Here is a 25820-nt window from a genome sequence, read left to right on the forward strand (position 1 = left end):
AGAGGTCGGCACCGGCGTCGCTTGTCTCCTCTCCCCTCGGGGAGAGGTCGGATTTGCCCCGAATTGCTCTTCGCAATTCGGCTGGCAATCCGGGTGAGGGGGACTCCCTTGGACGACGCAGCCGTCCTACAGTTTCGTCCACGCCCCATTCTTCTTCGACGACTTCACGCAGGCCTCGATGAAGGCCATGCCTTCGACGCCGTCCGCGATCGTCGGGAAGACGACGTCCTTGCCTGGCTTGCCGCCCTTCCTGCGTGCCGCGCGGATGGCGCGGGCCGCCTCCTGGTAGATATTGGCAAAACCTTCGAGATAGCCCTCCGGATGGCCGGACGGCACGCGGCTGACGCGCGCTGCGACCGGCATCGCGCCGGCGCCGGCGCGGGTTAGCAACTGCTTCGGCTGACCGAACGGCGTGTACCAGAGATAGTTCGGATCGGCCTGCACCCATTCCAGCCCACCCTTGGAGCCATAGATGCGCAGCTTCAGCCCATTCTCATGGCCGGGCGCCACCTGGCTTGCCCAGATCATGCCCTTGGCCGGATGCTTGTTGCCGACCGGCTTGAAGCGCAGCATGACGTTGACATTGTCGTCGAGCTGGCGCCCCGGCACGAACGCATCGAGATCGGCCGAAAGTGAATCTAGCTCCAGCCCGGACACGAAGCGGGCGAGATTGTAGGCATGCGTGCCGATGTCGCCCAGCGCGCCGCCGGCGCCTGCCTGCTTGGGGTCGGAGCGCCACGAGGCCTGCTTCTGGCCGGTGGCGGCGAGGTCCTCGGTCAGCCAGTCCTGCGGATATTCGGACTGCACGATGCGGATGTCGCCGAGTTGGCCCTTGGCCACCATCTCGCGCGCCTGCCGGATCATCGGGTAGGCGGTGTAGTTGTGCGTCAGCACGAATACCTTGCCGGTCTTCTCGACAAGGGCCGCGAGCTTCTTCGCCTCGGCCAGCGAAGTCGCCAGCGGCTTGTCGCAGATGACGTGGATACCGGCCTCGAGGAAGGCCTTGGCAGCCGGCACATGCACATTGTTGGGCGTCACGATCGCCACCGCCTCGATGCCGTCGGGGCGCTTGGCCTCGGCCTTCGCCATCTCGGCGTAGGAGCTGTAGCTGCGCGCGGGATCGAGTCCGAGTTCTTCGGCCGATGCCTTCGCCCGCACCGGATCCGACGACAGCGCGCCGGCCACCAGTACGAAGTCGTTGTCCATGCGCGCCGCGATGCGATGCACCGCGCCGATGAAGGCACCCTGCCCGCCGCCAACCATGCCATAGCGGATCGGGCCGCCTCCCGCTTCCGACTTCGATGCGCCGACCATTTCTTGTCCTCTCTTTAGCTCCTCACCCTCCCCCTTGCGGGAAGGGTCGACGCGCAGCGTCGGGGTTGGGGTATAGAGTCCGCTGCGACTTGGGATTCAACCCACCCGGACCTGTGGCCGAATCTCCTCAAGCAGAGTTCGTAGGTCAAATCCCCATCATCGCCCGCAACAGCTTCTTGTCGCTGGTGCCGCCGGCGAAATCGTCGAAGGCTTTCTCCGTGACCCGGATGATGTGATGCTGGATGAAGGGCGCGCCTTCGGCCGCCCCGTCCTCGGGATGCTTCAGGCAGCATTCCCACTCCAGCACCGCCCAGGAATCGTAGTTGTACTGGGTAAGCTTCGAGAAGATGCCGCCGAAATCCACCTGCCCGTCTCCCAGCGAACGGAAGCGGCCCGCCCGGTTCACCCAGCCCTGGTAGCCGGAATAGACGCCTTGCCGCCCGGTCGGATTGAACTCGGCGTCCTTGACGTGGAACGCCTTGATCCGCTCGTGGTAGATGTCGATGAACTCGAGATAATCGAGCTGCTGCAGCAGGAAATGCGACGGATCGTAATTGATGTTGCAGCGCTTGTGGCCGCCGACCGCGTCGAGGAACATCTCGAAGGTGGCGCCGTCGAACACGTCCTCGGAAGGGTGGATCTCATAACCGACATCGACGCCATTGTCCTCGTAGACATCGAGGATCGGCTTCCAGCGCTTGCCGAGTTCGGAGAAGGCCTCCTCGATCAGCCCGGCCGGCCGCTGCGGGAACGGATAAAGGTAGGGGAAAGCCAGCGAGCCGGTGAACGACACCGAAGCATTCAGCCCGAGATTCCTCGATGCCTTGGCGCCGAACTTCATCTGCTCGACCGCCCATTTTTGGCGCGCCTTGGGGTTGTTGTGCACCTCGGCCGGCGCAAAGCCGTCGAACTGCGCGTCATAGGCTGGATGAACGGCGACCAGTTGGCCCTGCAGATGCGTCGACAATTCCGTGATCTCGACGCCGGCATCGGCGCAGATGCCTTTCACCTCGTCACAATAGGCCTTCGACGACGCCGCCTTCTTGAGGTCGAACAGGCGCCCGTCCCAGGTCGGGATCTGCACGCCCTTGTAGCCGAGCCCGGCCGCCCATTTGGTGATCGAAGCCAGCGAATTGAACGGCGCGGCATCGCCCGCGAACTGCGCCAGAAACAGGCCGGGGCCCTTCATCGTCGTCGGCATCGGCATCCTCCCTCATTGTTTTCGCGACCAAGCATAGCGCCGATTGAAGTGAGGGCCAGCCTGTTTGGTCAATACTGTCGGCGTCTATGCGTCGCGCCATTCTGGTATTACCAAATCCCGTAATTCGGTCAAGCGGTCCAAATCGACGAGGACAGCTCGGGATTTCGAACAAATGAGCGAAATTACCTTATAAAATCAGACCATTGACTGATTGATTTGGTGTCATCCACCCACTTCTTGCCGTGCATGAAAATTTGCTGTAGAGGTCATGGAAGGCCCAATTGGTCGAACCAGTTTCAGGAAAAATGCTGGCAACGCCTTGGGGAGGAAACGTGCGACCGCTTCTATCGGAGCCGTCGCGGGGTAAAACGTGACAGGCGAATTCTGGGAAGGATAGACCATGCATCTTTCGACGCACAATTGGATGCGGGCGGAGCCGCTGGAGGTGACGCTCAAGCGCATCAAGAAATTCGGCTACGAATCGATCGAGATTTCCGGCGAGCCCGAGCAGTACAAGACCAAGGAGACGCGTGCGCTTCTCAAGGAGCACGGCATCCGCTGCTGGGGTTCGGTGACGCTGATGCTAGGCGAGCGCAACCTCGCCGCCAAGGACCAGGGCCAGCGCGAGCGCTCGGTCCAATATGTCAAGGACGTGCTCACCATGGTGAGCGAGCTCGACGGCGAGATCATCACGCTGGTGCCCGCGACTGTCGGCAAGGTCGTGCCGGACGGCACCGAGGCGGAGGAATGGGGCTGGGTGGTCGACGCCACGCGCGAGTGTTTCACCCATGCCAAGAAGGTCGGCGTCAGGATCGCCGTCGAGCCGCTCAACCGCTTCGAGACCTATCTCTTCAACCGCGGCGCCCAGGCGCTGGCGCTCGCCGATGCGGTGAGTCCCGAATGCGGCGTCTGCCTCGACGCCTACCATATCCATATGGAGGAATTTAACGTCTATGACGCGATCCGCCAGGTCGGCAAACGCCTGTTCGATTTCCATGTCGCCGACAACAACCGCTTCGCCGCCGGCCTTGGCCAGATCGACTGGCCGAAGATCGTGCGCACGCTGAAGGAAGTCGGCTATGACGGCGCGCTGACCAACGAGTTCGTCGCGCCCGTCGACCGCACGCCGGCGGCGCCCTATCCGGAGATGGTCGAGCGCAATCCGGTCGACATCTCGCCCGAGCAGCTCAAGTTCATCCAGGACCACGGCTCCAGCGTGCTCACGGAAAAATTCTACACCGACCAGATGCGCATCACCGCCGAAACGCTGCTGCCGCTGATCAAGTAGGCCTCCGATTGAAACCTATCCCTTCCACCCGGCGGGCGGAGGGGCCGAAGGGAAAACATGCGCATCAAACGCGTCCAGGCCTGGTGGGTTCGTATCCCGATCGAAGTCGCGAAGCAGCATCGCAGCGACTTCGGTCAGGTGACGACGTTCGACGCCGCCATTTTGCGCATCGAGACCGATGACGGCCTGGTCGGCTGGGGCGAGGGCAAGAACGCCGCCGGCAGCGCCGGCAGCTATGGCGCGCTCGTCCATATGCTCAACCACGAGATCGGCCCGCAGCTCATCGGCCGCGATCCGGCCGACATCGGCATCATCTGGGAAATGCTCTACAACGGTGTGCGGTACGAGACAGCGGCGCATGCCGGCCATGCCATGCCGCAGCTGGCGCGGCGCGGCATGAGCGTCGCGGCGATCAGCGCCGTCGACATCGCGCTCTGGGACATTCTCGGCAAATCGCTGGGGCAGCCGGTATGGCGGCTGCTTGGCGGTCGCAAGGTCGAGCGGATGCAGGCCTACGCCTCGGGCGGCTGGGCCGCTGCCGACGCCATCGGCGAGCAGTTGAAATCCTATATCGCCAAGGGCGGCTTCAAGGCGCTGAAGATGCGCGTCGGCGCCATGGACGGCGCCCCGCATGTCTCGGCCGCGCGCGTGCGCGCCGCAAGGCAGGCGATCGGGCCGGATGTCGATCTGATGGTCGATGCGCATGGCACCTACACCGTCGCCGAGGCCAAGCGCTTCATCAAGCTAACCGCCGATCTCGACCTTGCCTGGTTCGAGGAACCGGTGATCGCCGACGATAAGCCGGGCATGGCCGAAGTGCGCGCCTCGGGCGCGATGCCGATCGCGACAGGCGAAAGCGAGGCGACGCGCTACGCCTTCCGCGATCTGGCGGTGCTGAAATCGGCCGACATCTTCCAGCCGGATCCGGCGTTTTGCGGCGGCATCAGCGAGGCGATGAAGATCGGCACCATCGCCAGCGCCTTCAACCTGCGCTTCGCGCCGCACCTGTGGGCCGGCGCGCCCTGCTTCTTTGCCGGGCTGCATGTCTGTGCCGCCTCGCCCGCCAGCTTCATCATCGAATATTCGCTCGGCGCTAACCCGATGATCCACGACCTTGTCGAGGAGACTGTCGAAGCGAAGGACGGTATGATAGCGATCCCTGAAAAGCCTGGATTGGGTTTCACCATCTCCGAGCGATTCCTGGAGGCGCACGCGCAACGTATTTGACGATGAAAGAAAAGAACCTTCTCGCGGAACTTGCCGCCTACCTCTTCGCCAACTCGGACAAGGAGTCCGGCCGCACGCCCTCGGAGCGCGAGCTGGCGGAGCATTTTGGCGTCAGCCGCGGCCAGATCCGCGAAGCGCTGGCCATCCTGGAAGCCATGCGCATCGTCGAGCGACGCGCCAAGTCCGGCATCTATATCGACACCAAGCAGGCGAGCGTGGAAGCGCTGGCGCTTTTCGCCCGCGCGGGCCTGCCGCTCGATCCGGTGCAGATCTACGAGACCGTCGAGTTGCGCAAGATCCACGAGATCAAGGCGGCCGAGCTTGCCTGTTCGCGCGCCACCGAGGAAAACTTCGGACGCCTGCGCGAGATCCTGAAGGCCTCCGAAGAGCGCATCGCCGCCGGCGAAGGCCTCGCCAAGGAGGACCGCGAGTTCCACCTCGAGATCGTGCGCGCGACCAAGAACAGCGTCTTCCACAACATCTGCAGCGTCTATTACCTGATGGGCGAGCAGCGCCTGCCGATCTATTTCAACGATCCCGAACGCAGCGTGCGCTCGCATGCCGAGCATATCCAGATCTACGAAGCGCTGTTGCGTCGCGACGGCAACCTCGCCCAGGCCCTGATGAACGCCCATTTGCAGGGCGCCGAGAGCTACTGGAAGGGGATCATCGAAGGCCGAGCAACGGAGCCGGAAAGCGCGGTGCTCGAAAAGGCCTAGAGCATTTTGCAGCCAGGCGTTATCGCTTGGCGTCGCGGAAATGCGGAGAAAAACAAAACCTCATGCGCAAGATCCTCTCGACGCATCCGCTGCATCCGCGCGCCACGGCGATGCTGGCCGGGGCCGGGCGGCTGGCCGTCGCTTCCGCGCTCGATGCCAAAACGCTGACCGCCGAAGCGAGCGACGCCGACATCGTCATCGTGCGCGCGCCGCTGCCGCCGGAGCTGTTTGCGGGTGCTTCGAGCCTGCGCGCCGCGATCCGCCACGGTGCCGGGCTGGACATGATCCCGGTCGAGGCGGCCACCGCCGCCGGCGTGCTGGTCGCGAACGTGCCCGCCGTCAATGCCCGCTCGGTCGCCGAGCATGTGATGTTCGTGGCCCTTGCCCTGCTGCGGCGCTTCCGAACGATGGACCGCGACCTGCGCGCCAAGGGCTGGCTTGCCGGGCGCGAGCATGCCAATTCGACCAGCGAGTTGGCCGGCAAGACGGTCGGCATCGTCGGCCTCGGCGCGGTCGGCCAGGCCGTCGGCCATATCGCCGCGCACGGCTTCGACCTCAATGTCGTGGCGACCACGCGAAGCCTGCGCCCGGCGCCCGAACGTGTCGGCTTCCTGTCGATCGACGCGCTGGTCGAGCAGAGCGATATCATCGTGCTCTGCTGTCCGCTGACGGAGGAGACGCGCGGCCTGATCAGCCGCGAGCGCATCGCCCGCATGAAGCCCAACGCGCTGCTGATCAATGTCTCGCGCGGCCCGGTGGTCGACGACGAGCCGCTGATCGAAGCGCTGCAAAAGGGCCGCATCGGCGGCGCCGCGCTCGACGTTTTTTCCACGCAGCCGCTGCCGCCCAACCATCCTTATTTCGCTTTCGACAATGTCATTGTTACCCCGCATATGGCCGGCATCACCGAGGAATCGATGATGCGCATGGGGATCGGCGCCGCCGGCGAGGCGTTGCTGGTGCTCGCCGGCAAATTGCCGGTCAATCTGCGCAATCCGGAAGTCGTCGAGCACTACCGGCGGCGCTTTCCGGCCGACGGTTAGTTCCCGGCGACCATCGCGACGATGCAGCCAGAGATGACAGCGGGACAGCGCCCCCCCGGTTCGCCGCGCCCTATCAACGGCCAAGCAAAGTCTCGACCGCGGCGGTAATGCGCAGCAGATGACTGTCGTGCCCGTGCTTGCCCACCAGCATCAAACCAGCCGGCAGCTTCATGCCGGGCATGGGCAGCGAGATCGCGCAGAGGTCGAACTGGTTGGCGACCTGCGTGTTGCGCAAGAGCAGCCCTTCCGTCTTGTCGTGCAGCGCTTCGTCGCCGGCCATGGCGGCAATGGAAGGCGCGACCATCGGCACGGTCGGCAAGGCCAGCACATCGATCGTCTCCAGCCGTTCTGCCATGGCCGCCACAAGCTCGCCGCGACGGCGGATCGTGCGGATATAGGCTGAAGCGGGAACAGCCAGCGCGCGCGACAATGGCCCGGTGACATGCGGATCGACCGGTACCGAGGTGCCGCTCGCCAGCCAGTCGGCATGCACTTCCGCGCCTTCCATGGAGGCGATCGTGCCGCGTCTGGTGGCGGCGCGCATCTCGGCGATGAGATCGTCGATGGACAAATCGGCAGCGCGGGCACCGGCCTGACCGATCCTGTCGATGCAGCCCTCGAAGGCCGCGGCGACCTCCGCTTGCGTCTCGCCGAACAAGACGCCGCGCGGGATGCCGATGCGCAGGCCGGCGAGTGGGACCGGCCGAAGCGCCGTTGGCTCTTGTCCCGCCATGATCGTATCGGCAATCGCGCAATCGGCAACGCTGCGGGCAAGCGGACCGATCGAATCGAGCGTCATCGATAGCGGAAAGGCGCCGGTCAGAGGCACGCGCCCCGCCGTCGGCTTGAAGCCGACGACACCGTTGAGCGAGGCCGGGATGCGCGCAGAGCCGCCGGTGTCCGAACCGATCGAGATGTCGCTCGTGCCCTCGCCGACCGCAACGCCCGCGCCGGACGACGACCCGCCCGGGATGAGGCTGGGATCGGCGGCATTGCCCGGCGTGCCGTAATGCGGATTGTCGCCGATCGCGGTGAAGGCGAACTCGGTCATGTTGGTCTTGCCGAGGATCACGGCGCCCGCCTGGCGCAGCCTTTGCAGGATCGCCGCGTCTCGCGCGGCGGCTGGGGCCTCGGCATGGATCAGCGACCCGGCCGTCGTCGGCTCTCCGGCGACATCGAACAGGTCCTTGATCGAGACGATGCGCCCGTCGAGCGGTCCGAGGCTCACACCGGCCTTGCGGCGGGCATCGGCCGCATCGGCGGCTGCACGCGCCGCCTCGGCGTAGAGTTTCGTGTAGACCTTCTCGTCGACCGCGCGATTGGCAAGACGTGACAGGATGATTTCAAGCCGGTCTCGGATGGATTGCATTTTCGATGTCGGGCCCTGCAAAGTTGCAACGTCTTTTAGGCGCGGCCTGTGTTGGGCCAGCCAAGAGGTAACCCGGCAGGCGTGCCTTTGCACCCTGCCAGCGATGGGAAGATGCTGATGCTGTACAAAGGCAGCTGCCACTGCGGCAAGGTGGCGTTCGAGGTCGAGGGCGAGCTCGGCATGGCCGTGCGCTGCAATTGCTCGATCTGCCGGCGCAAGGGCGCGCTGTTATGGGCCGTGCCGCATGAGAAGTTCAATCTGGTCGCCTGGGGCGACGACCTCGGCCGCTACACATTCGGCAAAGGCACGATCGCGCATCGTTTCTGCCGCACCTGCGGCATGCACCCGTTTGCCGAGGATGTCAGCGAGGGCAACGAACGATCCGCCTATGTCAACATCAACTGCCTGGAAGACGTCGATCTGGCGACCATCGAAGTCTTCGAGTTCGACGGCTGCTCGGCCTGAAGCTAAAAATTATCGGCCCGGCGCTCGTGAGAGCCGCCGGGCCGATGTCTGAGAAGGCAAGCAGTCTTAGCTACTCGGAGCCTGCTTCGGTCCCATCAGGAAGGCTACCAGCGCCGCGAGCAAGGTCGCCACGCCGCTATAGGCGAAGGCGGTGGCGACACCGGCGTGATCGACCAGAAGGCCGCCGACGACGGCGCCAAGCGCGATCGCCACCTGGAAGGTCGCGACCATCAGACCGCCGGCGCTCTCGGCCTGGTCAGGCGCGGCGCGCACCAGCCAGGTCTGCAGGCCGACCGGCACGGCGCCGAAGGCAAAGCCCCAGGCGGTGACCGCGACAGCCGCCATTATCGGCGAGGCGCCGAGCACGAGCAGCGCCGCCGCCGACAAGGCGATCAGCAGTGGCGCCAGGCCGACCGCCATCTTCAGGTTGCGCTCGGCCAGGAAGGCGCCGGCGAAATTGCCGAAGAAGCCGCCGATGCCATAGGCGAGCAGCACCAGCGAGATGGTTTCGATCGGCATCGCCGGCACCGTCTCCAGGAACGGCCGCACATAGGTGAAGCCGGCAAACTGACCGGAGGCAACCAGCAGAACGACCAGCAGCGCGATGCGGATCATCGGCCGCTTCAGCACCTCGGCCAGCGTGCGGAAGCTCGCGACCGCGGTCGGCGGCAGGCTTGGCAGGGTGGCGAGCTGCACCAGCAGCGCCAGCCCGCCGACGACCGCCGCGATCATGAAGGCGGTGCGCCAGCCCCAGGTATCGCCGACATAGGCGCCGACAGGGGCCGCCGTGACCGTGGCGACGGAGACGCCGGTGAGGATGATCGACATGGCGCGCGGCATCAGCCGCATCGGCACCAGCCGCAGCGCCATGGCCGCCGACATCGACCAGAAACCGCCAAGCGCAACGCCCAGCACGACGCGGGCAAGAAGCAGCATGGTGAGCGAGGACGCGAAGGCGGCGACGAGGTTGGAGACGATCAAAAGGACGGAGAGGATCCACATGACCAGCCGGCGGTCGAGCCGCTTGGTGACGATCGCCATGGTCGGCGCCGCGATCGCGCCGACGACGGCTGTCGCCGTCACCGCCTGGCCGGCGGCGCCTTCGCTGACGCCGAGGTCCTGCGCCAGCCGCGTCAGCAGGCTGGCGGGCAGGAATTCGGCGGTCACCAGGCCAAAAACGCCGAGCGCCAGCGAGACCACAGCACCCCAGGCGGGCTCGGCTCGTTCCTCGGAATCGGCTCCATCCAGAACAGCGTCGTCGATGACGCCCGTGGCAGGTTCGGTCATGGCAAATCTCCGGCAGGTTGCAGCGCAACATCACATTGCGCTGCAACATGGGCGTGACACTGTGGAGTTTCCATGCTAGAAACGCCGAAATGAATTACAATTCGTCCAAAACCATTCTGCAGGCTTCCGGCGACCCGCTGACCGACATGTTGCGCGGCCTGCGCCTTGACGGCGTCGATTACGGCCGCTGCGTGCTTGGCGAACCCTGGGCCGTTTCCTTCCCCGCGCAGAAGGCGGCGCGCTTCCATTTCATCGGACAGCAAGGCTGCTGGCTGTTCTCGCCGGCCAAGGAATGGATAGAACTCTCGGTGGGCGACGCGCTGCTGATCCCGCGCGGCGATGAGCATGTGCTGGCGAGCGCGCCCGGCGTGCCGCCGGTGCCGATCGGCCGCTATACGATCGAGCCCGTATGCGAGAACATCTACGACGTCTCGAACGGCTGCGATGGCTGCAAGACCTTGCTGTTTTGCGGCAGCATGCATTTCAACCTCGACGGCTCGCATCCGCTGCTGGAGATGATGCCCGACCTGATGCAGGCGCATAAGCTGATGGCCAACGCGCCCGGCATCCAGCATCTGCTCGACGCGATGGCCGGCGAGGTGACGATGGACCGCGTCGGCTCCGGCGGCATCCTCGCCCGCCTGGCCGACGTGCTCGCAGCCACCATCATCCGCTCCTGGGTGGAGAATGGCTGCGGCGACGCCACCGGATGGATCGCCGCCGTGCGCAACCCGGATGTCGGCAAGGTGCTTGCCGCTATCCACCTGCAGCCGGAGCGCGACTGGACGGTCGAGACGCTGGCCAGGATGATGGGCGCCTCACGCTCCGCCTTTGCGCAGCGCTTCGCCATCGTGGTCGGCGAGACGCCGGCCAAATATGTGCTGCGCGTGCGCATACACCAGGCGCGGCAATGGCTCACCCGCGACGGCATGCGGGTTTCGGTGGCGGCGTCGAGGCTGGGCTACGATTCGGAAGCCTCCTTCAGCCGCGCCTTCAAGCGGGTGATGGGCGTTGCGCCGAGCCATTTCCGTCACGCCGGCGCCGACGAACAATCCTGATCACAAGCAGCCAAAGCGCCGGGCAGCAGGCCAAGGAGACCGCTATCCGGCGTGCCGCAGGCTGACGCCGCTGCCCTTGTCGAACAGCACCACCTTGTCGGGGTTCCAGGCAAAGCGCACCGGCTGCTCGATCGCGACATCGGTCCTGGCCGGCACGGTTGCCCGCAGCATCGTTTCGCCCACCCTGAGCGTCAGGATCTTCTCCACCCCATGATTCTCGACGTCGTGGACGCGTGCCTCGACCGGCGCGCCGGTCTCCAGGTAGACGTCCTCCGGACGGATGCCGAAGACGAGTGGCCGACCGTCGGTCGCGCCACTCGTCCTGCCCCCGCCAAAAGTCTTGGCCCCAATCGTCAGCGGCAGCTCGAAATTCATCGGCGCCATCACGGCCCGGTCGTTGACCAGCCTGCCGTCGATGAGGTTCATTGGCGGCGAACCGACGAAGCTCGCTACATAGGTGTCGCGCGGATTGTTGTAGATCTCATGCGGCGTGCCGGTCTGGACGATGCGGCCGTGGTTGAGCACGCCGACCTTGTCGCCCATCGACATGGCCTCGATCTGGTCATGCGTGACGAACAGGAATGTGGCGCCAAGCTGCATTTGCAGGTTCTTCAATTCCGTGCGCAGCGCCTCGCGCAGCTTGGCGTCGAGCGCCGACAGCGGCTCGTCCATCAGGAACACGCGCGGCTTGCGCACGATCGCGCGACCGATCGAGACGCGCTGCATCTCGCCGCCGGAAAGCCGGTCCGTCTTGCGGTCGAGAAGGTGCTCGATCCTGAGCGTGCGGGCCGCGCGCGCCACGCGGTCCTTGATCTCGGCATCCGGCAGCCGGCGGATCTTGGGCTTTAGCGGAAATTCGAGGTTCTGCCGCACCGTGTAGCGCGGATAGAGCGAATATTGCTGCAGCACCAGCGCCACGTCGCGTTCGGCCGCGCCCCAGTCGGCGACGTCGACGCCGTCGATGAAGACCTGGCCCTCGGTCGGCTTCTCAAGGCCCGCGACCATCCTCAGCGTCGTCGTCTTGCCGGCGCCCGTCTCGCCGAGCAGCACGAAGAATTCGCCGTCGGCGATGTCGAGATCGAGATTGGACAGAGCCGTGTGGTTGCCGAACGTCTTGGAGATGTTCTTCAACTGGATATGGGCCATTACAATCTCACTCCGAGCGACTTGCCGCTCGCGGCGTCGAAGAAATGCGCCTGCGAAGGATCGATCCGCGCATAGACCTTTTCGCCCGCACCGCCGATGAAGCCGCTCTTGGTGCGGGCGCGCAGCATCTTGGAGCCGACCTTGAGGTCGACGATGTCGAAGGATCCCAGCGGCTCGACGATCTGCGTTTCGACCGGCAGGAAGCCGTCCGTCGCCTCGCGGCGCACCAGCACGCCTTCCGGCCGGATGCCGAGCGTCAGCTGGCCGCCGGCATGGCCGTTGAGCTTGGAAAGCAGCGCGCGCGGAAACTCGAAGCCGGTGGCCGCGCCGCCGACGGAGACGGAAGCTGCCGACGCATTCTCGGCGACCGTCGCCTCAGCCACGTTCATCACCGGGCTGCCGACGAACTGCGCGACGAACAGATTGGCCGGATGCGAATAGACCTCGTCCGGCGTGCCGACCTGCTGCAGCACGCCCTCATGCATGATGACGATGCGGTCGGCGAGGCTCATCGCCTCGATCTGGTCGTGCGTGACATAGATGCTGGTCGAGCCTTGCTTGATATGCAGCCGCTTGATCTCGGCGCGCATTTCCTCGCGCAGCTTGGCATCGAGCGCGCCGATCGGCTCGTCCATCAGCATCGCCTTCGGGCGCCGCACCAGCGCCCGGCCGATGGCCACGCGCTGCATGTCGCCGCCAGACAGCGCCGAAGGCTTCTTGTTGAGGAGATCGGCGATCTGCAGCGTCTTGGCCACCGAGCGCACCTCGGTGTCGATCTCGCTCCTGCTCTTGCGCGTCGCGCGCAGCGGAAAGGCGATGTTCTCGTAGACGTTCATATGCGGATAGAGCGAGAAGGACTGGAACACCATGGCGATGTCACGGTCGGCAGCCTTGAGGTGCTGCACCGGCTTGCCGTCGATCAATATGTCGCCCTGGTCGATGGTCTCCAGCCCGGCGATGGCGCGCAGCGTCGTCGTCTTGCCGCAGCCCGACTGTCCGAGCAGCACGATGAACTCGTTGTCGTCGATCTTGAGGTTCAGGTCCTTGATGACCTGGACGGCGCCGAAGAATTTCTGGACGCCGCGAAGCTCGATCTGGGTCAATGCTGGGCCCCCGCGTTGTGCGCCTGCTGGTCGGCTCCGTGTCCGGTGCCGGCCTGCTCCTCGCGTGGGATCTTGGAGGTGACGTTGAAGCCGATCAGGCCGATCAGGATGATCGTCACACCGTAAGTGTGGAGCGGCATGTTCCATGGCTGGCAGAGCGCGACGATGCCAAGCACCATCAGGATCTGCGATCCAGGCTCCAGATATTTCTCGTTGATCGCGCGAAAGCTCATTTGCGGATCGCTCCGAAGGACATGCCACGCAACAGATGGTTGCGGAGCAGGAAGGTGAAGATCGCGACCGGCAGCAGGAACAGGAACGTTCCAGCGGCGATCACCGTCCAGTCGGGCAGGCCGGAGCCGACCTGGCTCGGGATGAAGGGCGGCGCGGTCTGCGCGCGGCGGTTGGTCATGATCAGCGCGAAGGCATATTCGTTCCACGCCGTGATGAAGCAGAACACGGCGGTTGCGGCGATGCCGGTCGCGGCTTCGGGCAGCACGATCTTGAAAAAGGCTTCCATGCGCGTGTAGCCGTCGACGAGTGCCGCCTCCTCATATTCCTTCGGAATTTCGTCGATGAAGCCTTTCATCAGCCAGACCGAGAAGGACAGGTTGAAGGCGGTGTAGAGGATGATCAGCCCGAGATGGGAATCGTTCAGCCCCACGGCCCGGTACATCAGGAACATCGGGATCGCGACCACCACCGGCGGCAGCATGCGCGTCGACAAGATGAAGAAGAGCAGGTCAGCCTCTCCCTTCACCTTGAAGCGCGAGAAGCCGTAGGCGGTGAACGTGCCCATCCCGACTGCGAGCACGGTCGAGGTGATCGCCACGATCAGCGAATTCAGGAAGCGGCTCGGATAGCCCGACCATTGCACCTCACCCTTGCCGTCGCGCACGATCTTTTCGCCGCCATCGAAGACGACGCGCTCCCACCACGGGGCGGCCGCATATTCTTCCGGCGTCGGCGGATTGCGCATCTGGGACCGCTTGGTGAACAGCTTCACGAAGGGCGATATCTCCGGCTGGAAGATGACCGTCGGCGGGATGGTGGTGGCGAGGGCGCGCGGCTTGAATGCCGTCGAGGCGATCCAGTAGATTGGCGCCAGGAAAATGATCGTCACCAGCAGAACGATGACGATGGCGATGCGGTTGAAGGTGATTTCTGAAGAAGTGCGGACGGCAGCCATCTGTCAGCGCTCCTTCACTTTGTTGAGGTATTTGACGTAGATGTTGGTGATCGCCAGCACCATGATCAGCACGATGTAGGCCATGGCGCAGGAGCGCCCGGTCTGCCATTCCTGGAAAGCCATCTTGTAGAGCCGGATCGAGATAAGTTCGGCCGTCGGTTGGCTGGTCAGGATGTAGGCGAGATCGAAGGTCTTGAACGCTTCCATGGTGCGGAAAATGACCGCGATCATCAGGATCGGCGCGACCAGCGGCAGGGTGATGCGGAAGAAGGTGTAGAACGGGCCGGCGCGGTCGATCGCCGCGGCCTCGTAGAGATGTTTGGGCACCGCCGAGAGGCCGGCCAGCGACAGCAGCATGACGAAGGGCGACCACATCCAGATATCGGTCAAGGCGACTGCATAAAGCGCCATTTTCGGGTCTGCCAGCCATTCGAAATTGCCGAGCCCGAGCGCATAGTTGATGACGCCCCATGAAGGGTCATAAAGCAGTTTCCAGAACAGGCCGACGACGGCCATCGACAGCATCATCGGCAGCAACAGCAGCGTAGTGATAAGGCCCTTGAGCGGAATATCCCGGTTGAGCAGCATCGCCACGCCAAAGCCGACAAGCAGTTGTCCGACGACCGAGACAATCACGTATTTCGCGGTGATGGCGAAGTTCGACCAGACATAGGGGTCGTTGAGCAGATCGCGATAGTTCTGCAGCCCGACGAAATTAGCCGGCGCGTTGGTCGACGCGCGGAAATCGGTGAAGGAATAGCCGAGCGAATAGATCAACGGAAAGATGTTGAAGACGATCAGGAACAGGATCGTCGGGATGATGAAGAGATTGCGGATCGAAATGTCGCTGAGGCCGCGCGCTGCGGCCCGCGAGGACCTGTCCAGCGTAGTGATCATCGTGCTCGCCAAAACCCTGCTCCGGATTCTCGAAAAAGCAAACGGAGGAGGCATGGGAAGCCTCCTCCGTGAGGCATGTCGGTTACTTCACGCGGCCGTATTTCTTGAAGGTCGCGTTCCAGTCGGCGGCAAGCGCGTCCAGCGTTTCCTTGGCGGTGCCCGAGCCGCCGATCATGTAGGGATAGACGCGCTGGTTGAGCTGCTGCAGCAGTTCGGCATATTCCGGCACAGCCCAGAAGTCCTTCACCTTGAACATGGTCTCGTAGAAGGCCTTGTTGTACGGTGTTGCACTCTGGAATTCCGGCGATTTCAGCACCGCGGCGCTGCAGGTATAGCCGCCGAGAGCCGCCCATTTCTTCTGGGTGTCGTCCTTGATGAACCATTCCAGGAACTTCATCGCCTCGTCCTGCTTCTGCGAATAGGAGACGATGGAGATGCCCTGGCCGCCGAGAGCCGCGAACTGGTCGCCATTCGGTCCCGGAGGATTGGCGAAGAAACCGGTGTTCTTGGCGTTCGGATTTGACGACTCGTTGATCAGCGAGGGGAAGAAGGCGAAGTAGTTCATGCTCATCGCCGCGAGGTTCTCGGTGATCGCCTGGTTGTCCTCGACGAAGAACGACTTGGCCCAGCCCGGAGGCGTGAACTTGTAGAGTTCCTTGTAGGCATCCAGTGCCGCGACGGCCTTGTCGGAGTTGACGATACCGTCGACCTTGTACGTGGAGTAGTCGCCGAGTTCGCCGCCGTAGGAGAACAGGGCGTTCTCGAAGCCCATCGCCATCGCGTCATAGGAATTGTCGGTGTAGATGGCGATGCCGTATTTCTTCTGGTCCGGCCGGTAGAAGAATTCAGCGATGTCGCGCAGCGCCTTGAAATCCTTCGGCACGTCGAGGTCGTAGCCATACTTGGCCTTAAAGGCTTCCTTTTCCTTCGGGTCCTCGAACCAGTCCTTGCGGTAGGACCAGCCGACGGCGTCGCCCTCGAGCGGGATTGCCCAGTACTTGCCGCTGTTGCCGGGATATTCAGCGTAGTATTTGACCGTCGCCGGCGCCATGACTTCCTTGAGGTTGTACTTGTTGAAGAAGTCGGTCAGGTCGACATAGTGGCCGCCGGTCGAGCCCGCGCCGAGCCACTGCGAGTCGCCCACCACGAGGTCATAGGCGTCGCCATGGGCGTTGAACTCGGTGAATGCCTTGGTCTGGAAGTCGGACCACGGCGTGGTTTCAACCGTGATCTTGACGCCGGTTTCCTTCTCATACTCGTTGCCGAGTTCCTGCAGGTAGTTGGCCGGATCCCATTCCGCCCAGAAGATGGTGAGCGACTTTTCCTGCGCGTGCACGGATGTCCCGCAGGCAAGCGCCAGGCCGACACCAGCAAGCACGCTGGTCACTAACTTGCGCATAGTTTTCCTCCCTTGTGCGCATTCTACCGTCTCATGCGGGCTGGCAGCGAAAGCCGGCCCTGGTAGTTCCTCCTGTGATGGCGCCTCTCCGGTTCCAGGCCTCCTCGCCCTGCCGGAAATGGATCGCAGCCTTCACTTTTGATCCGCTTTATCGGTCCTGATCTGGTATTACCAATTCCGGCTTGGCGTCAAGCGCTTTCTTGAGCGACCAGCAGCGGCCGAAAAAGCCAAACATTATGATATCTACCTGTTTTACCTTGCTTTTCCTACCCCTTGATATGCAGCGCCCTTGCCACAGGCTCCCCATCACAACTAGCATTCCAAGCTGTCTCCTTAATCTGGTCGAACCAGATTTAGGCCGTTGTTGCCTTGGGCGTCGCCGATTTCGCCTCCGATTCCGCCATCGCGGCACGCACCAACGCGCCCGCCGCCCATTGCGCGACCGACATCATCTCGGCGCTGTCCAGTCCCCATATATCCTTCAACACCGTGACCACCTCGACGCCGAACACCAGCGACAGCGCCTGGGCAAGGCGCTTGAACTGGCGCGGCTTCAAGCGCCCCTTGAGCGGCGCGATCGCATCCTTCAGCAAGTCGACGCGATGGCCGCGCTTGAAGGCCGGCTCCGATCCGAGCGTGCCCGCCTCGCGCCGCGCCCATTGATCGAGGGACAGTTTCAGCGCCGCCTTGAAGGTCGCCTCGAAGGCTTCGATGCGCGGCATCGCGGTGGCGAAGAGATCCGCCACGCGCCGCTCGGCATCGTCGGATGCCGACTTCCAGGTCAGGATCGGGCCGAGCCCTTCGTCGACCACGGCCTGCACCAGCGCCGCCTGGCTTGGGAAATAGCGGTAGGCGGTCGCGCGCGACACCTCCGCCGCCTCCGCGACCTCGCTGACCGAAGGGGTCATGCCGGACTGCATCAGCCTTGTCGCCGTCTCCAGCATCAGTCGCCTTGTGCGGGCGCGCGGCCCCTTCTCGACGGGCGGCGCCTGGGCGGCACCATCGTTGGAGGCGGCTTGTTGACGTGAGACATCCATATCAATACGATACGCGTGTCTCAAAAATTTGCAACGCGCAACGCCAGGCAACAACGGCGCAACGCCAGGCAATGATGGGGTCCCCACCAGCGACGAGGCTTTTGCCGAGGAGCTTGAGGGTGGGGCAAAAGAGGCGGACGGCGATGCCGGACATGCCGGAGGACGGGAAACCACCGATGGGGCGCATCTATGTGGTCGGCACCGCCGACACCAAGGGTGAGGAACTCGCCTTCCTGGCCGATGCCATCGCCAAGGCCGGTGGCGCGGTCATACGTGTCGATATCGGCACGCGCGGCGCGACGGTTCCGGTCGACATTCCAGCAAGCGAGGTCGCCGCGCATCATGCCAAGGGAGCCGGCGCGGTTCTCGGCATCGATGACCGCGGCGCCGCCGTCGCCGGCATGGGCGCCGCCTTCGTCAATTTCATCCGGTCGCGCAACGACATTGCCGGCGTCATCGGCATCGGCGGTGGCGGCGGCACGTCGATCGTCACCGCCGGCATGCGCGCGCTGCCGCTCGGCCTGCCGAAGCTCATGGTTTCGACGCTGGCCTCCGGCGATACCGCGCCTTACGTCGACGTCTCCGACATCGTCATGATGCCGTCGGTGACCGACATGGCCGGGCTCAACCGGCTGTCGAGCGTCGTGCTGCACAATGCCGCCCAGGCTATCGCCGGAATGGCCGCGAAGCCCGCCCCGGCCGCCGCCGGCAAGCCGGCCCTGGGGCTCACCATGTTCGGCGTCACCACGCCCTGCGTGACCGCGATCGTCGACCGATTGCGCGCCGGCTATGACTGCATGGTCTTCCACGCCACTGGCACCGGCGGCCGCTCGATGGAGAAGCTCGCTGACAGCGGTCTGCTGGCCGGCGTCCTCGACATCACCACGACCGAAGTCTGCGACTTCCTGTTCGGCGGCGTGCTGCCCGCGACCGAGGATCGCTTCGGCGCGATTGCCCGCGCGAAGCTGCCCTATGTCGGCTCGGTCGGCGCCCTCGACATGGTGAATTTCTGGGCGCCCGCCACGATCCCCGATCGTTATCGCGGACGCTTGTTCTACGAGCACAACCCCAACGTCACCCTGATGCGCACCACGGCCGAGGAATGCCGCAAGATCGGCGAATGGATCGGCGGCCGCCTGGCCCGCTGCGACGGCCCGGTTCGTTTCCTGATCCCGGAAAAGGGCGTGTCGGCGCTGGATATAGAAGGCGGCGCCTTCTTCGATCCGGACGCCGACGCGGCACTGTTCGACGCAATCGAGCATACGATCCGGCCGACCACGGACCGCACCGTGACGCGCCTGCCGCTGCACATCAACGACCCCGCATTCGCCAAGGCCGCCGCCGAGGCGTTCCTCGACATCGCCCAAAACTGAGAGACGACAAGCATGGCCGCCATTCCCCGCAAAACGATCCTGGAAAAATTCCGCAACATGATCGCCGACGGCGTGCCGATCGTCGGCGGCGGCGCCGGCACCGGCCTGTCGGCCAAGGCCGAGGAAGCCGGCGGCATCGACCTTATCATCATCTACAATTCCGGTCGCTACCGCATGGCCGGGCGCGGCTCGGCCGCCGGCCTGCTCGCCTATGGCAACGCCAACGAGATCGTCAAGGAGATGGCCTATGAAGTGCTGCCGGTGGTGAAGAAGACGCCGGTGCTGGCCGGGGTCAACGGCACCGACCCCTTCGTCATCATGCCGCTGCTTTTGGCCGAACTGAAGACGATGGGTTTTTCCGGCGTGCAGAATTTTCCGACCGTAGGCCTGTTCGACGGCACCATGCGCCAGAGCTTCGAGGAGACCGGCATGAGCTTCGGCCTCGAGGTCGACATGATCGCCGAGGCGCACAAGCTCGATCTCCTGACCACGCCCTACGTTTTCAATCCGGACGAAGCGCGCGCCATGACGCGGGCCGGCGCCGACATCGTCGTCGCCCATATGGGCGTCACGACCGGCGGCTCGATCGGCGCCACCTCGGCGAAAACGCTCGACGCCTGCGTGAACGAGATCGACGCCATCGCCGACGCCGCGCGCTCGGTGCGCAAGGACGTCATCCTGCTTTGCCATGGCGGGCCGATCTCGATGCCCGGCGATGCGCGCTACATCCTCGAGCGCTGCGGGGGGCTGCACGGCTTCTATGGCGCGAGCTCGATGGAGCGGCTGCCGGCCGAAGCGGCGATCGCCAGGCAGACCGCCGATTTCAAATCTGTCAAGATCGCGAAAAGGAAGGGATGAGGCAATGGCCGACAAGAGCAAGGTATTCGTCTATCCGAAGGATGTCAGCGCCTTCGGCTTCGACTGGGGCAAGCTGTCGCTGACCGTCGCGCCGGAAGTGAATGGCGCCACGCGCTTCTCCGGCGGCGTCGTCGACCTGCCGTCGGGCAAGGGCCACACGCGCCACAACCATCCGGGCGCCGAAGAGATCATCTTCGTCATCTCCGGCAATGGCGAGCAGATGGTCGAGGACGACAACGGCAATCCGGTGGTGGCCAAGGTCGGTCCCGGCTGCACCATCTACGTGCCGGAAAGCCGCTTCCACTCGACGCTCAACACCGGCGACCGGCCGATGCAGCTTTTCGTCGTCTATTCCCCAGCCGGACCGGAGCTCGCGCTACGCGACCTGCCGGACTTCAAGCTGCTGCCGGTGGGGCAGTGATGAACTTTCCTTCTCCCCGTTCTCCGGGGAGAAGGTACCGGCAGACGGATGAGGGGCAGCGTCGACCTTCGGTTCTATGAAATCCCACCCCGGTTCCACCCACGCCCGCGATCGCCGAACATCACATAGCCGGCGTCGGTGACGGCCACCGTATCCTCCAGCTTGATGAAGCCGCGCGTCGGATGGAGCATGGTCGTCTCGACCGAAAGCACCATGTTCCTTTCCAGCGGCTTGGCCGCATAGGTGCCTTCATAAGCGACCGGATGGTTGGTCATCAGGAACGGCGCCTCATGCGTGATCAGCCCCATGCCGTGGGCGAAGAAATCCGTGTAGGCCGCGACCTTGGAGGCCTTCAGCACGCTCTCGGCATGCGCGATCATGTCGCCGCCCAGTATACCCGCCTTGACTTTGGAAAAGGCCGCCTGCTGCACCGCTTCGACTTCGGCCAGAAGATCCTCCAGCTCGGCATCCGGCTCGCCGAGCACGCCCATGCGGCAGAGGTCGCCGATATAGCCGTGATAGTTGCCGCCGGAATCGATCGACATCACCTCACCCTTCTTCCACGCCTGGCTGGACGCGGCGCGGTTGTGGCTGGAGCCCAGCGTCAGCAGGCAATATTCGAAATGCGCGCCGCGATTGGTCTCCTCGCGCCTGAGCTGCTCGATGATGTCGGTTTTGCTCGTGCCTTCCCGCGCCCAGCCAATCGTCGCCAGCATGGAATCGGTGATCAGCTCGGAGGCGATGCGCAGTTGCTCCAGCTCCGCCTCGGTCTTGATGGCGCGCATGCGTTCCAGCATGTCGGTCGCATCGACCAGCTTGGCATCCGGCAACGCCTTGCGGATCAGCATATAGGCGTCGGAGGGCAGGAAACCCGGTTCGATGCCGATGCGGGCCGTCGACTTGCCGATGTGGCGCAGATGCTCCACCGCCAGATTGGCGGCATCGAGCGTGCCCCAGCAGGCCGCGTGCAAGGTCGGCGTCCAAAACGGATGGTTCTGGTGCTCGCCGCCCTCCATCTTGTTGCCGATATAGGCGGCATGTTCCGGCCCGCCCTTCTCGTAAAGGACGATCGGCAAATAGCGGCTGTGGCCGATCGCATCCATCGCCGCGAAGAAGATGAACTTGTAGCCGCCGAGCAGATATTGGGTGTTGTGCTTAGAGGTGGCGAAGAGCACGTCGATGCCGGCCTCGTCCATCAGCCGGTCCACCCGCGCCTGGTCGAACGGAACGCTGCTGACCTCGGTTTTGCCCGGAGCGATGTTCATCTGCCTCTCCTTGATTTTCATCGGCCGCAGGAGCGCCGAACGTCATGGTTTATGGCTGTCGGCCAAATCTGCATCATTTTGACCACTCTGGTCCAGCCAGAATTGATCACTTTCGCGCTAAAGGCGGTTTCTTCCCGAATCCTGATCCTTCTTCTCCCTAATCTGGTCCTACCAGATATGGGCATGAGGGCCTCTTTCGGCCGGCTGGTCCAGCGGACGGAAATTTCAAAGCCAAGCCATGATGCGCCAAATCCGTCTCTGGCGAAACCTTTGCCAAGGGCCATAATCACCGGATTGCCGCGCCTGCCACGGCGCGAAGAGGGGAGTTTGAGCGATGTCCGAATTGACGATTTCACGCCGCGGCCTGCTGGCCGGCTCGGCGCTGCTTCTGGCCTCGACCGCATTGCCGACCATCGGCTTCGCGCAGACGCCAAAGAAGGGCGGCCGGCTGATCCTCGCCGCCGATTCCGAGCCGCGCAACCTCAACCCGGCGATCGTCGCCTCCAACGGTGTCTTCTTCATCTCGAGCAAGATCGTCGAGACGCTGGCCGAAGCCTCCTTCGACGGGAAGGATGGGCTCGAACCGCGCCTGGCGCTTTCCTGGGAAGGCGCGGCCGACGGCCTGTCGGTGACCTTCAAATTGCGCGACGGCGTCAAATGGCATGACGGCAAGCCGTTCACCTCCGCCGACGTCGCCTTCTCGGCGCTGCAGATCTGGAAGCCGCTGCAGAATCTCGGCCGCACGGTGTTCAAGGACCTGGAGGCGGTCGACACGCCGGACGATCTCACCGCGATCTTCAAATTCGCCAAGCCGACGCCGTTCCAGCTGATTCGCAACGCGCTGCCGGCGCTGTCGAGCGTCGTGCCGAAGCACCTTTATGAGGTGGGCAAGATCGAGGACAACCCGGCCAACAATGCGCCGATCGGCACCGGCCCGTTCAAGTTCGCCGAATACAAGGCCGGGCAATATTACCGTCTGGCCAGGAACGACGCCTATTGGGGCAAGGACGAACCCTATCTCGACGAGATCGTCTACCAGGTGCTCCCCGATCGCACTTCGGCCGCCGCTGCGCTCGAGGCGGAAGAAATCCAGCTGGCCGCCTTCTCCGCCGTGCCGCTCGCCGATCTCGACCGCATTTCCAAGGTGCCGGGTCTCAAGGTCATCACCAAGGGCTATGAGGGGCTGACTTACCAGCTCGTCGTCGAGATCAACCACCGCCGCAAGGAGCTGGCAGATCTGAAAGTGCGGCAGGCGATCGCGCATGCCATCGACAAGGATTTCGTCGTCAAGACGATCTTCCTCGGCTACGCCGCGACCGCGACCGGCCCGGTGCCGAAGAATGATCCGCAATTCTACACCGCCGACGTCCCGACCTACCCCTTCGACGTCGCCAAGGCCAATGCGCTACTGGACGAAGCCGGCTACAAGCGCGCCGACGACGGCAAGCGCTTTGCCTTGAAGCTGCTGCCGGCGCCCTATTTCAACGAGACGAAGCAGTTCGGCGATTACCTGCGCCAGGCGCTGGCCGCCATCGGCATCGACGCCGAGATCGTCAACAATGATTCCGCAGCGCATATGAAGGCTGTCTACACCGACCACGCCTTCGATCTCGCCGTCGGCCCGCCGGTGTTCCGCGGCGATCCGGCGATTTCCACCACCATCCTGGTGCAGAGCGGCATCCCCGACGGCGTGCCCTTCTCCAACCAGGGCGGCTACAAGAACGCCGACCTCGACGCACTGATCGCCAAGGCATCGGAGACGCTCGATACGTCAGCCCGCACCGAACTCTACAGGGAGTTCCAGAAGAAGGTGGCGGCCGATTTGCCACTGATCAACGTCGCCGAATGGAGCTTCATCAGCGTGGCGAGCGACAAGGTCGGCAACATCGCCAACAACCCGCGCTGGGCGGTGTCTAACTGGGCGGACACCTATTTGGCCGGCTGATTTCCTTGCGGATCGGCTGTTGGGGTGCTCAGCTTTTAAGAATGAGAGTTCCTTCGCGCAGAGCGCGACGCCCTCGGCTTAGCCTCAATCAGGCATCGCCATGACCCGCGCCCTCACGCTCCTGCGCCGCCGTCTCGTCGGCAGCGTCTTCGTGCTCCTCATCGTCGTCATCGGCAGCTTCCTCCTGCTCGAAGCCGCCCCCGGCGACGCCGTCGATGCCTATATCGTCTCGACCGGCGGCGATGCCGGCATGATCGAACTGCTGCGCCATCGCTGGGGGCTCGACCAGTCGGAACTGACCCGGCTCGCCAATTACCTCTGGGCGCTGCTGCATTTCGATCTCGGCCAGTCGGTCACCTTCTCGCGGCCGATCCGCGAAATCGTTTTCGAGCGCCTGCCGACGACGCTGATCCTGATGGGCAGCGCCACCGCGCTTTCCTTCGGCCTCGGCTCGGCGCTCGGCATCTATGCCGGTGCCCGGCCCGGCAGCTTTCGCGACCGCTTCCTGTCGATCGGTTCGTTGGCGCTCTATGCCGTGCCCGGCTTCTGGCTCGGCCTTGTGCTCATCGTCGTCTTCGCCGTCGACCTGCGCTGGCTGCCGATCGGCGGCATCGAGACCATCGCTTCCGGCAAGACCGGACTGGCGCGCGCCGCCGACATCGCCACCCATCTCGTGCTGCCGGTCTCGGCGCTCGGCTTCATCTACCTCGCGCTCTATCTGCGCATGATGCGCGCCGGCATGGCCGAGGCCTGGCGGCAGGATTTTATCCTTGCCGCCCGCGCTAGGGGCTTGTCGCGCCGCCGCATCGTGCTTGCTCATGTCGCCCGCAATGCGCTGTTGCCTTTGATCACCATGCTCGGCCTGCAATCGGCGCAAATGCTCGGCGGCAGCGTCGTCATCGAAAGCGTCTTTGCCGTGCCCGGCCTCGGCCGCCTGGCGCAGGAAGCCGTCGCCGGGCGCGACACGCCGCTGCTTCTCGGTATCATCCTGGTCAGCGCCGTCCTCGTCATCGTCATCAATCTCCTGGTCGACCTCGCATACGCCTTCCTCGACCCGCGCGTCGGTGCCAGCGAGGCCGGCGCATGAATTCGCTGCGCCGCTTTTTCTGCACGCCGGAAGCGGTTGCCGGCGCCATCATCCTTGTCGCGCTGCTCGCGATGGCGCTCGCGGCGCCGCTGCTCTTTCCCGGCGACCCGCAGGCGATCGCCGGGCCGGCGCTGCTGCCGCCGTTCCAGGACTGGTCGCTGCCGCTCGGCACCGACCGCCTCGGCCGCGACGTGCTGGCCGAGCTGTTCCATGGCGCCCGCACCTCGCTGGCGGTGGGATTGGCTGCAGCAGCGGCAGCGCTCGTGATTGGCGCGGTGGTCGGCACCCTGGCCGGCTTCGCGGGCGGCCTCGTCGACGAAGTGCTGATGCGCATAACCGACGCCTTCCAGACCGTTCCGAGCTTCCTGCTGGCGCTCGCCTTCGTCAGCATTGTCGGGCCCTCGCTCGGCGTCGTCGTCGCGGCGATCTCGCTCGGCGCTTGGACCGGACCGGCGCGGGTGGCACGCGCGGAAGTCCTGTCGATCCGCGAGCGCGACTATGTCGCCGGCGCCCGCGTCATCGGCATGCATCCGCTCGAAATCGCGTTTCGCGAAGTGCTGCCCAATGCCTTGCCGCCGGTTCTGGCGCTGTCCTCGGTGATCGTGGCAGCAGCGATCCTCACCGAGGCAGCGCTCTCCTTCCTCGGCCTCGGCGACCCCAACCGCGTCACCTGGGGCGGCATGATCGCCGAGGGACGTACGGTGCTGCGAACCGCGCCCTTCCTGTCGGTCGTTCCCGGTATAGCGCTGGTGCTGACCGTGCTCGGCGTCTATCTCGCCGGCGAAGGCGTGGTGGAAAGCACCGCCGTGCGCAGGAGCCTGTCGTGACGGCGCTGTTTTCGATACGCGATCTGGAGGTACGGTATCGGCGCGACGGTTTAGCGGCGTTGAAAGGCATCAATCTGGACGTAGAAGCCGGAAAGCGCCTGGCGATCATCGGCGAAAGCGGCTCGGGCAAGAGCACGCTCGCGCTGGCGGTTGCGGGGTTGTTGACGAGGTCGGCCAAGATCGAAGGTTCGATTGAGTGGCAGAAACCTCGATCGTCCCGTTCCTTCGCGCCCCCCTCTGTCCTGCCGGAGATTGAACTGTCGCGTCTGCTTTCGCCAATGGCCGGCGTTGCAAAAGGAGAG

25 protein-coding genes are annotated in these 25820 nt (G+C 64.3%); 13 read left to right on the forward strand and 12 right to left on the reverse strand.

What is annotated here, in order from left to right; genetic code table 11:
• Positions 1-126: 126 nt before the first annotated feature.
• Together FJW10_RS21700 and FJW10_RS21705 are read right to left on the reverse strand one after the other, a co-directional pair.
• Entirely contained in the window at positions 127-1314 is a 1188-nt protein-coding gene (locus FJW10_RS21700; RefSeq protein WP_140784563.1) for a Gfo/Idh/MocA family oxidoreductase, read from the reverse strand.
• Positions 1315-1459: 145 nt separating this feature from the next.
• Positions 1460-2515 (reverse strand): sugar phosphate isomerase/epimerase, encoded by a 1056-nt coding sequence (locus FJW10_RS21705; RefSeq protein ID WP_140709544.1) that lies wholly within the window; start codon positions 2513-2515, stop codon positions 1460-1462.
• Positions 2516-2915: 400 nt separating this feature from the next.
• On the opposite strand from FJW10_RS21705, the gene FJW10_RS21710 reads away from it, so the two are divergent.
• The 4 genes from FJW10_RS21710 (at position 2916) to FJW10_RS21725 (ending at position 6792) form a co-directional block, all read left to right on the forward strand.
• Positions 2916-3803, forward strand: a complete 888-nt coding sequence (locus FJW10_RS21710; protein ID WP_140644632.1) for a sugar phosphate isomerase/epimerase — start codon at positions 2916-2918, stop codon at positions 3801-3803.
• A gap of 57 nt (positions 3804-3860) precedes the next feature.
• On the forward strand, positions 3861-5030 hold the full coding sequence (locus tag FJW10_RS21715) for a mandelate racemase/muconate lactonizing enzyme family protein (RefSeq protein WP_140644633.1): 1170 nt from the start codon (positions 3861-3863) through the stop codon (positions 5028-5030).
• Between the two features lie 2 nt (positions 5031-5032).
• Positions 5033-5749, forward strand: a complete 717-nt coding sequence (locus FJW10_RS21720; protein ID WP_140901572.1) for a FadR/GntR family transcriptional regulator — start codon at positions 5033-5035, stop codon at positions 5747-5749.
• Between the two features lie 62 nt (positions 5750-5811).
• Positions 5812-6792, forward strand: a complete 981-nt coding sequence (locus FJW10_RS21725; protein ID WP_140901573.1) for a hydroxyacid dehydrogenase — start codon at positions 5812-5814, stop codon at positions 6790-6792.
• A gap of 73 nt (positions 6793-6865) precedes the next feature.
• On the opposite strand, the gene FJW10_RS21730 is transcribed toward FJW10_RS21725, so the two are convergent.
• Positions 6866-8161: an amidase gene (locus FJW10_RS21730; RefSeq protein WP_140901574.1), complete on the reverse strand. Its 1296-nt coding sequence runs from the start codon at positions 8159-8161 to the stop codon at positions 6866-6868.
• 117 nt (positions 8162-8278) lie between these two features.
• On the opposite strand from FJW10_RS21730, the gene FJW10_RS21735 reads away from it, so the two are divergent.
• Complete coding sequence (locus FJW10_RS21735) at positions 8279-8626, forward strand: GFA family protein (RefSeq protein ID WP_140901575.1); 348 nt, start codon at positions 8279-8281, stop codon at positions 8624-8626.
• 66 nt (positions 8627-8692) lie between these two features.
• On the opposite strand, the gene FJW10_RS21740 is transcribed toward FJW10_RS21735, so the two are convergent.
• Positions 8693-9913: an MFS transporter gene (locus FJW10_RS21740; protein ID WP_140901576.1), complete on the reverse strand. Its 1221-nt coding sequence runs from the start codon at positions 9911-9913 to the stop codon at positions 8693-8695.
• Between the two features lie 89 nt (positions 9914-10002).
• On the opposite strand from FJW10_RS21740, the gene FJW10_RS21745 reads away from it, so the two are divergent.
• Entirely contained in the window at positions 10003-10971 is a 969-nt protein-coding gene (locus tag FJW10_RS21745; RefSeq protein WP_140901577.1) for an AraC family transcriptional regulator, read from the forward strand.
• Positions 10972-11013: 42 nt separating this feature from the next.
• Here the strand turns inward: FJW10_RS21745 and FJW10_RS21750 are convergent, their stop codons facing one another.
• The 7 genes from FJW10_RS21750 to FJW10_RS21780 all read right to left on the reverse strand — a co-directional run bounded on the left by FJW10_RS21750 (position 11014) and on the right by FJW10_RS21780 (position 17742).
• On the reverse strand, positions 11014-12117 hold the full coding sequence (locus FJW10_RS21750) for an ABC transporter ATP-binding protein (RefSeq protein WP_140901578.1): 1104 nt from the start codon (positions 12115-12117) through the stop codon (positions 11014-11016).
• The gene (locus tag FJW10_RS21755; RefSeq protein WP_140901579.1) at positions 12117-13220 is read right to left on the reverse strand and encodes an ABC transporter ATP-binding protein; all 1104 of its coding nucleotides are present in this window, start codon (positions 13218-13220) and stop codon (positions 12117-12119) included. Before FJW10_RS21755 ends, FJW10_RS21750 begins: the two co-directional genes overlap by 1 nt.
• The gene (locus FJW10_RS21760) at positions 13217-13453 is read right to left on the reverse strand and encodes a hypothetical protein (RefSeq protein ID WP_127252685.1); all 237 of its coding nucleotides are present in this window, start codon (positions 13451-13453) and stop codon (positions 13217-13219) included. The genes FJW10_RS21755 and FJW10_RS21760 overlap by 4 nt, the downstream gene beginning before the upstream one ends.
• Positions 13450-14409, reverse strand: a complete 960-nt coding sequence (locus FJW10_RS21765) for a carbohydrate ABC transporter permease (RefSeq protein WP_140644643.1) — start codon at positions 14407-14409, stop codon at positions 13450-13452. Before FJW10_RS21765 ends, FJW10_RS21760 begins: the two co-directional genes overlap by 4 nt.
• A gap of 3 nt (positions 14410-14412) precedes the next feature.
• Complete coding sequence (locus tag FJW10_RS21770; RefSeq protein WP_140644644.1) at positions 14413-15318, reverse strand: sugar ABC transporter permease; 906 nt, start codon at positions 15316-15318, stop codon at positions 14413-14415.
• A gap of 70 nt (positions 15319-15388) precedes the next feature.
• A complete protein-coding gene (locus FJW10_RS21775) occupies positions 15389-16705 on the reverse strand; it encodes an ABC transporter substrate-binding protein (RefSeq protein ID WP_140644645.1) in 1317 nt (438 codons plus the stop codon).
• 353 nt (positions 16706-17058) lie between these two features.
• Complete coding sequence (locus FJW10_RS21780; RefSeq protein WP_140901580.1) at positions 17059-17742, reverse strand: TetR/AcrR family transcriptional regulator; 684 nt, start codon at positions 17740-17742, stop codon at positions 17059-17061.
• 176 nt (positions 17743-17918) lie between these two features.
• On the opposite strand from FJW10_RS21780, the gene FJW10_RS21785 reads away from it, so the two are divergent.
• Genes FJW10_RS21785 through FJW10_RS21795 form a run of 3 tightly spaced genes read left to right on the forward strand, consistent with a single transcriptional unit; the run spans position 17919 to position 20394 of the window.
• Entirely contained in the window at positions 17919-19115 is a 1197-nt protein-coding gene (locus FJW10_RS21785; protein ID WP_140901581.1) for a Tm-1-like ATP-binding domain-containing protein, read from the forward strand.
• 12 nt (positions 19116-19127) lie between these two features.
• The gene (locus FJW10_RS21790) at positions 19128-19973 is read left to right on the forward strand and encodes a phosphoenolpyruvate hydrolase family protein (RefSeq protein WP_140901582.1); all 846 of its coding nucleotides are present in this window, start codon (positions 19128-19130) and stop codon (positions 19971-19973) included.
• Between the two features lie 4 nt (positions 19974-19977).
• Entirely contained in the window at positions 19978-20394 is a 417-nt protein-coding gene (locus tag FJW10_RS21795) for a cupin domain-containing protein (protein WP_140901583.1), read from the forward strand.
• A 74-nt stretch (positions 20395-20468) separates the two neighbouring features.
• Here the strand turns inward: FJW10_RS21795 and FJW10_RS21800 are convergent, their stop codons facing one another.
• The gene (locus FJW10_RS21800; RefSeq protein ID WP_140901584.1) at positions 20469-21659 is read right to left on the reverse strand and encodes a Xaa-Pro peptidase family protein; all 1191 of its coding nucleotides are present in this window, start codon (positions 21657-21659) and stop codon (positions 20469-20471) included.
• Between the two features lie 334 nt (positions 21660-21993).
• Between FJW10_RS21800 and FJW10_RS21805 the strand changes: the two genes are divergently transcribed.
• From FJW10_RS21805 to FJW10_RS21820, 4 genes are all read left to right on the forward strand, one after another.
• Positions 21994-23604, forward strand: a complete 1611-nt coding sequence (locus FJW10_RS21805; RefSeq protein WP_140901585.1) for an ABC transporter substrate-binding protein — start codon at positions 21994-21996, stop codon at positions 23602-23604.
• Between the two features lie 100 nt (positions 23605-23704).
• Positions 23705-24691: an ABC transporter permease gene (locus FJW10_RS21810; protein ID WP_140901586.1), complete on the forward strand. Its 987-nt coding sequence runs from the start codon at positions 23705-23707 to the stop codon at positions 24689-24691.
• The gene (locus FJW10_RS21815; RefSeq protein ID WP_140901587.1) at positions 24688-25518 is read left to right on the forward strand and encodes an ABC transporter permease; all 831 of its coding nucleotides are present in this window, start codon (positions 24688-24690) and stop codon (positions 25516-25518) included. Before FJW10_RS21810 ends, FJW10_RS21815 begins: the two co-directional genes overlap by 4 nt.
• Positions 25515-25820: ATP-binding cassette domain-containing protein (locus FJW10_RS21820; RefSeq protein WP_140901588.1), on the forward strand; the 306-nt coding region annotated here is incomplete at its 3' end. The genes FJW10_RS21815 and FJW10_RS21820, both read left to right, overlap by 4 nt.

The sequence above is a fragment of the Mesorhizobium sp. B4-1-1 genome (assembly GCF_006439375.1).
GTDB lineage: Bacteria > Pseudomonadota > Alphaproteobacteria > Rhizobiales > Rhizobiaceae > Mesorhizobium.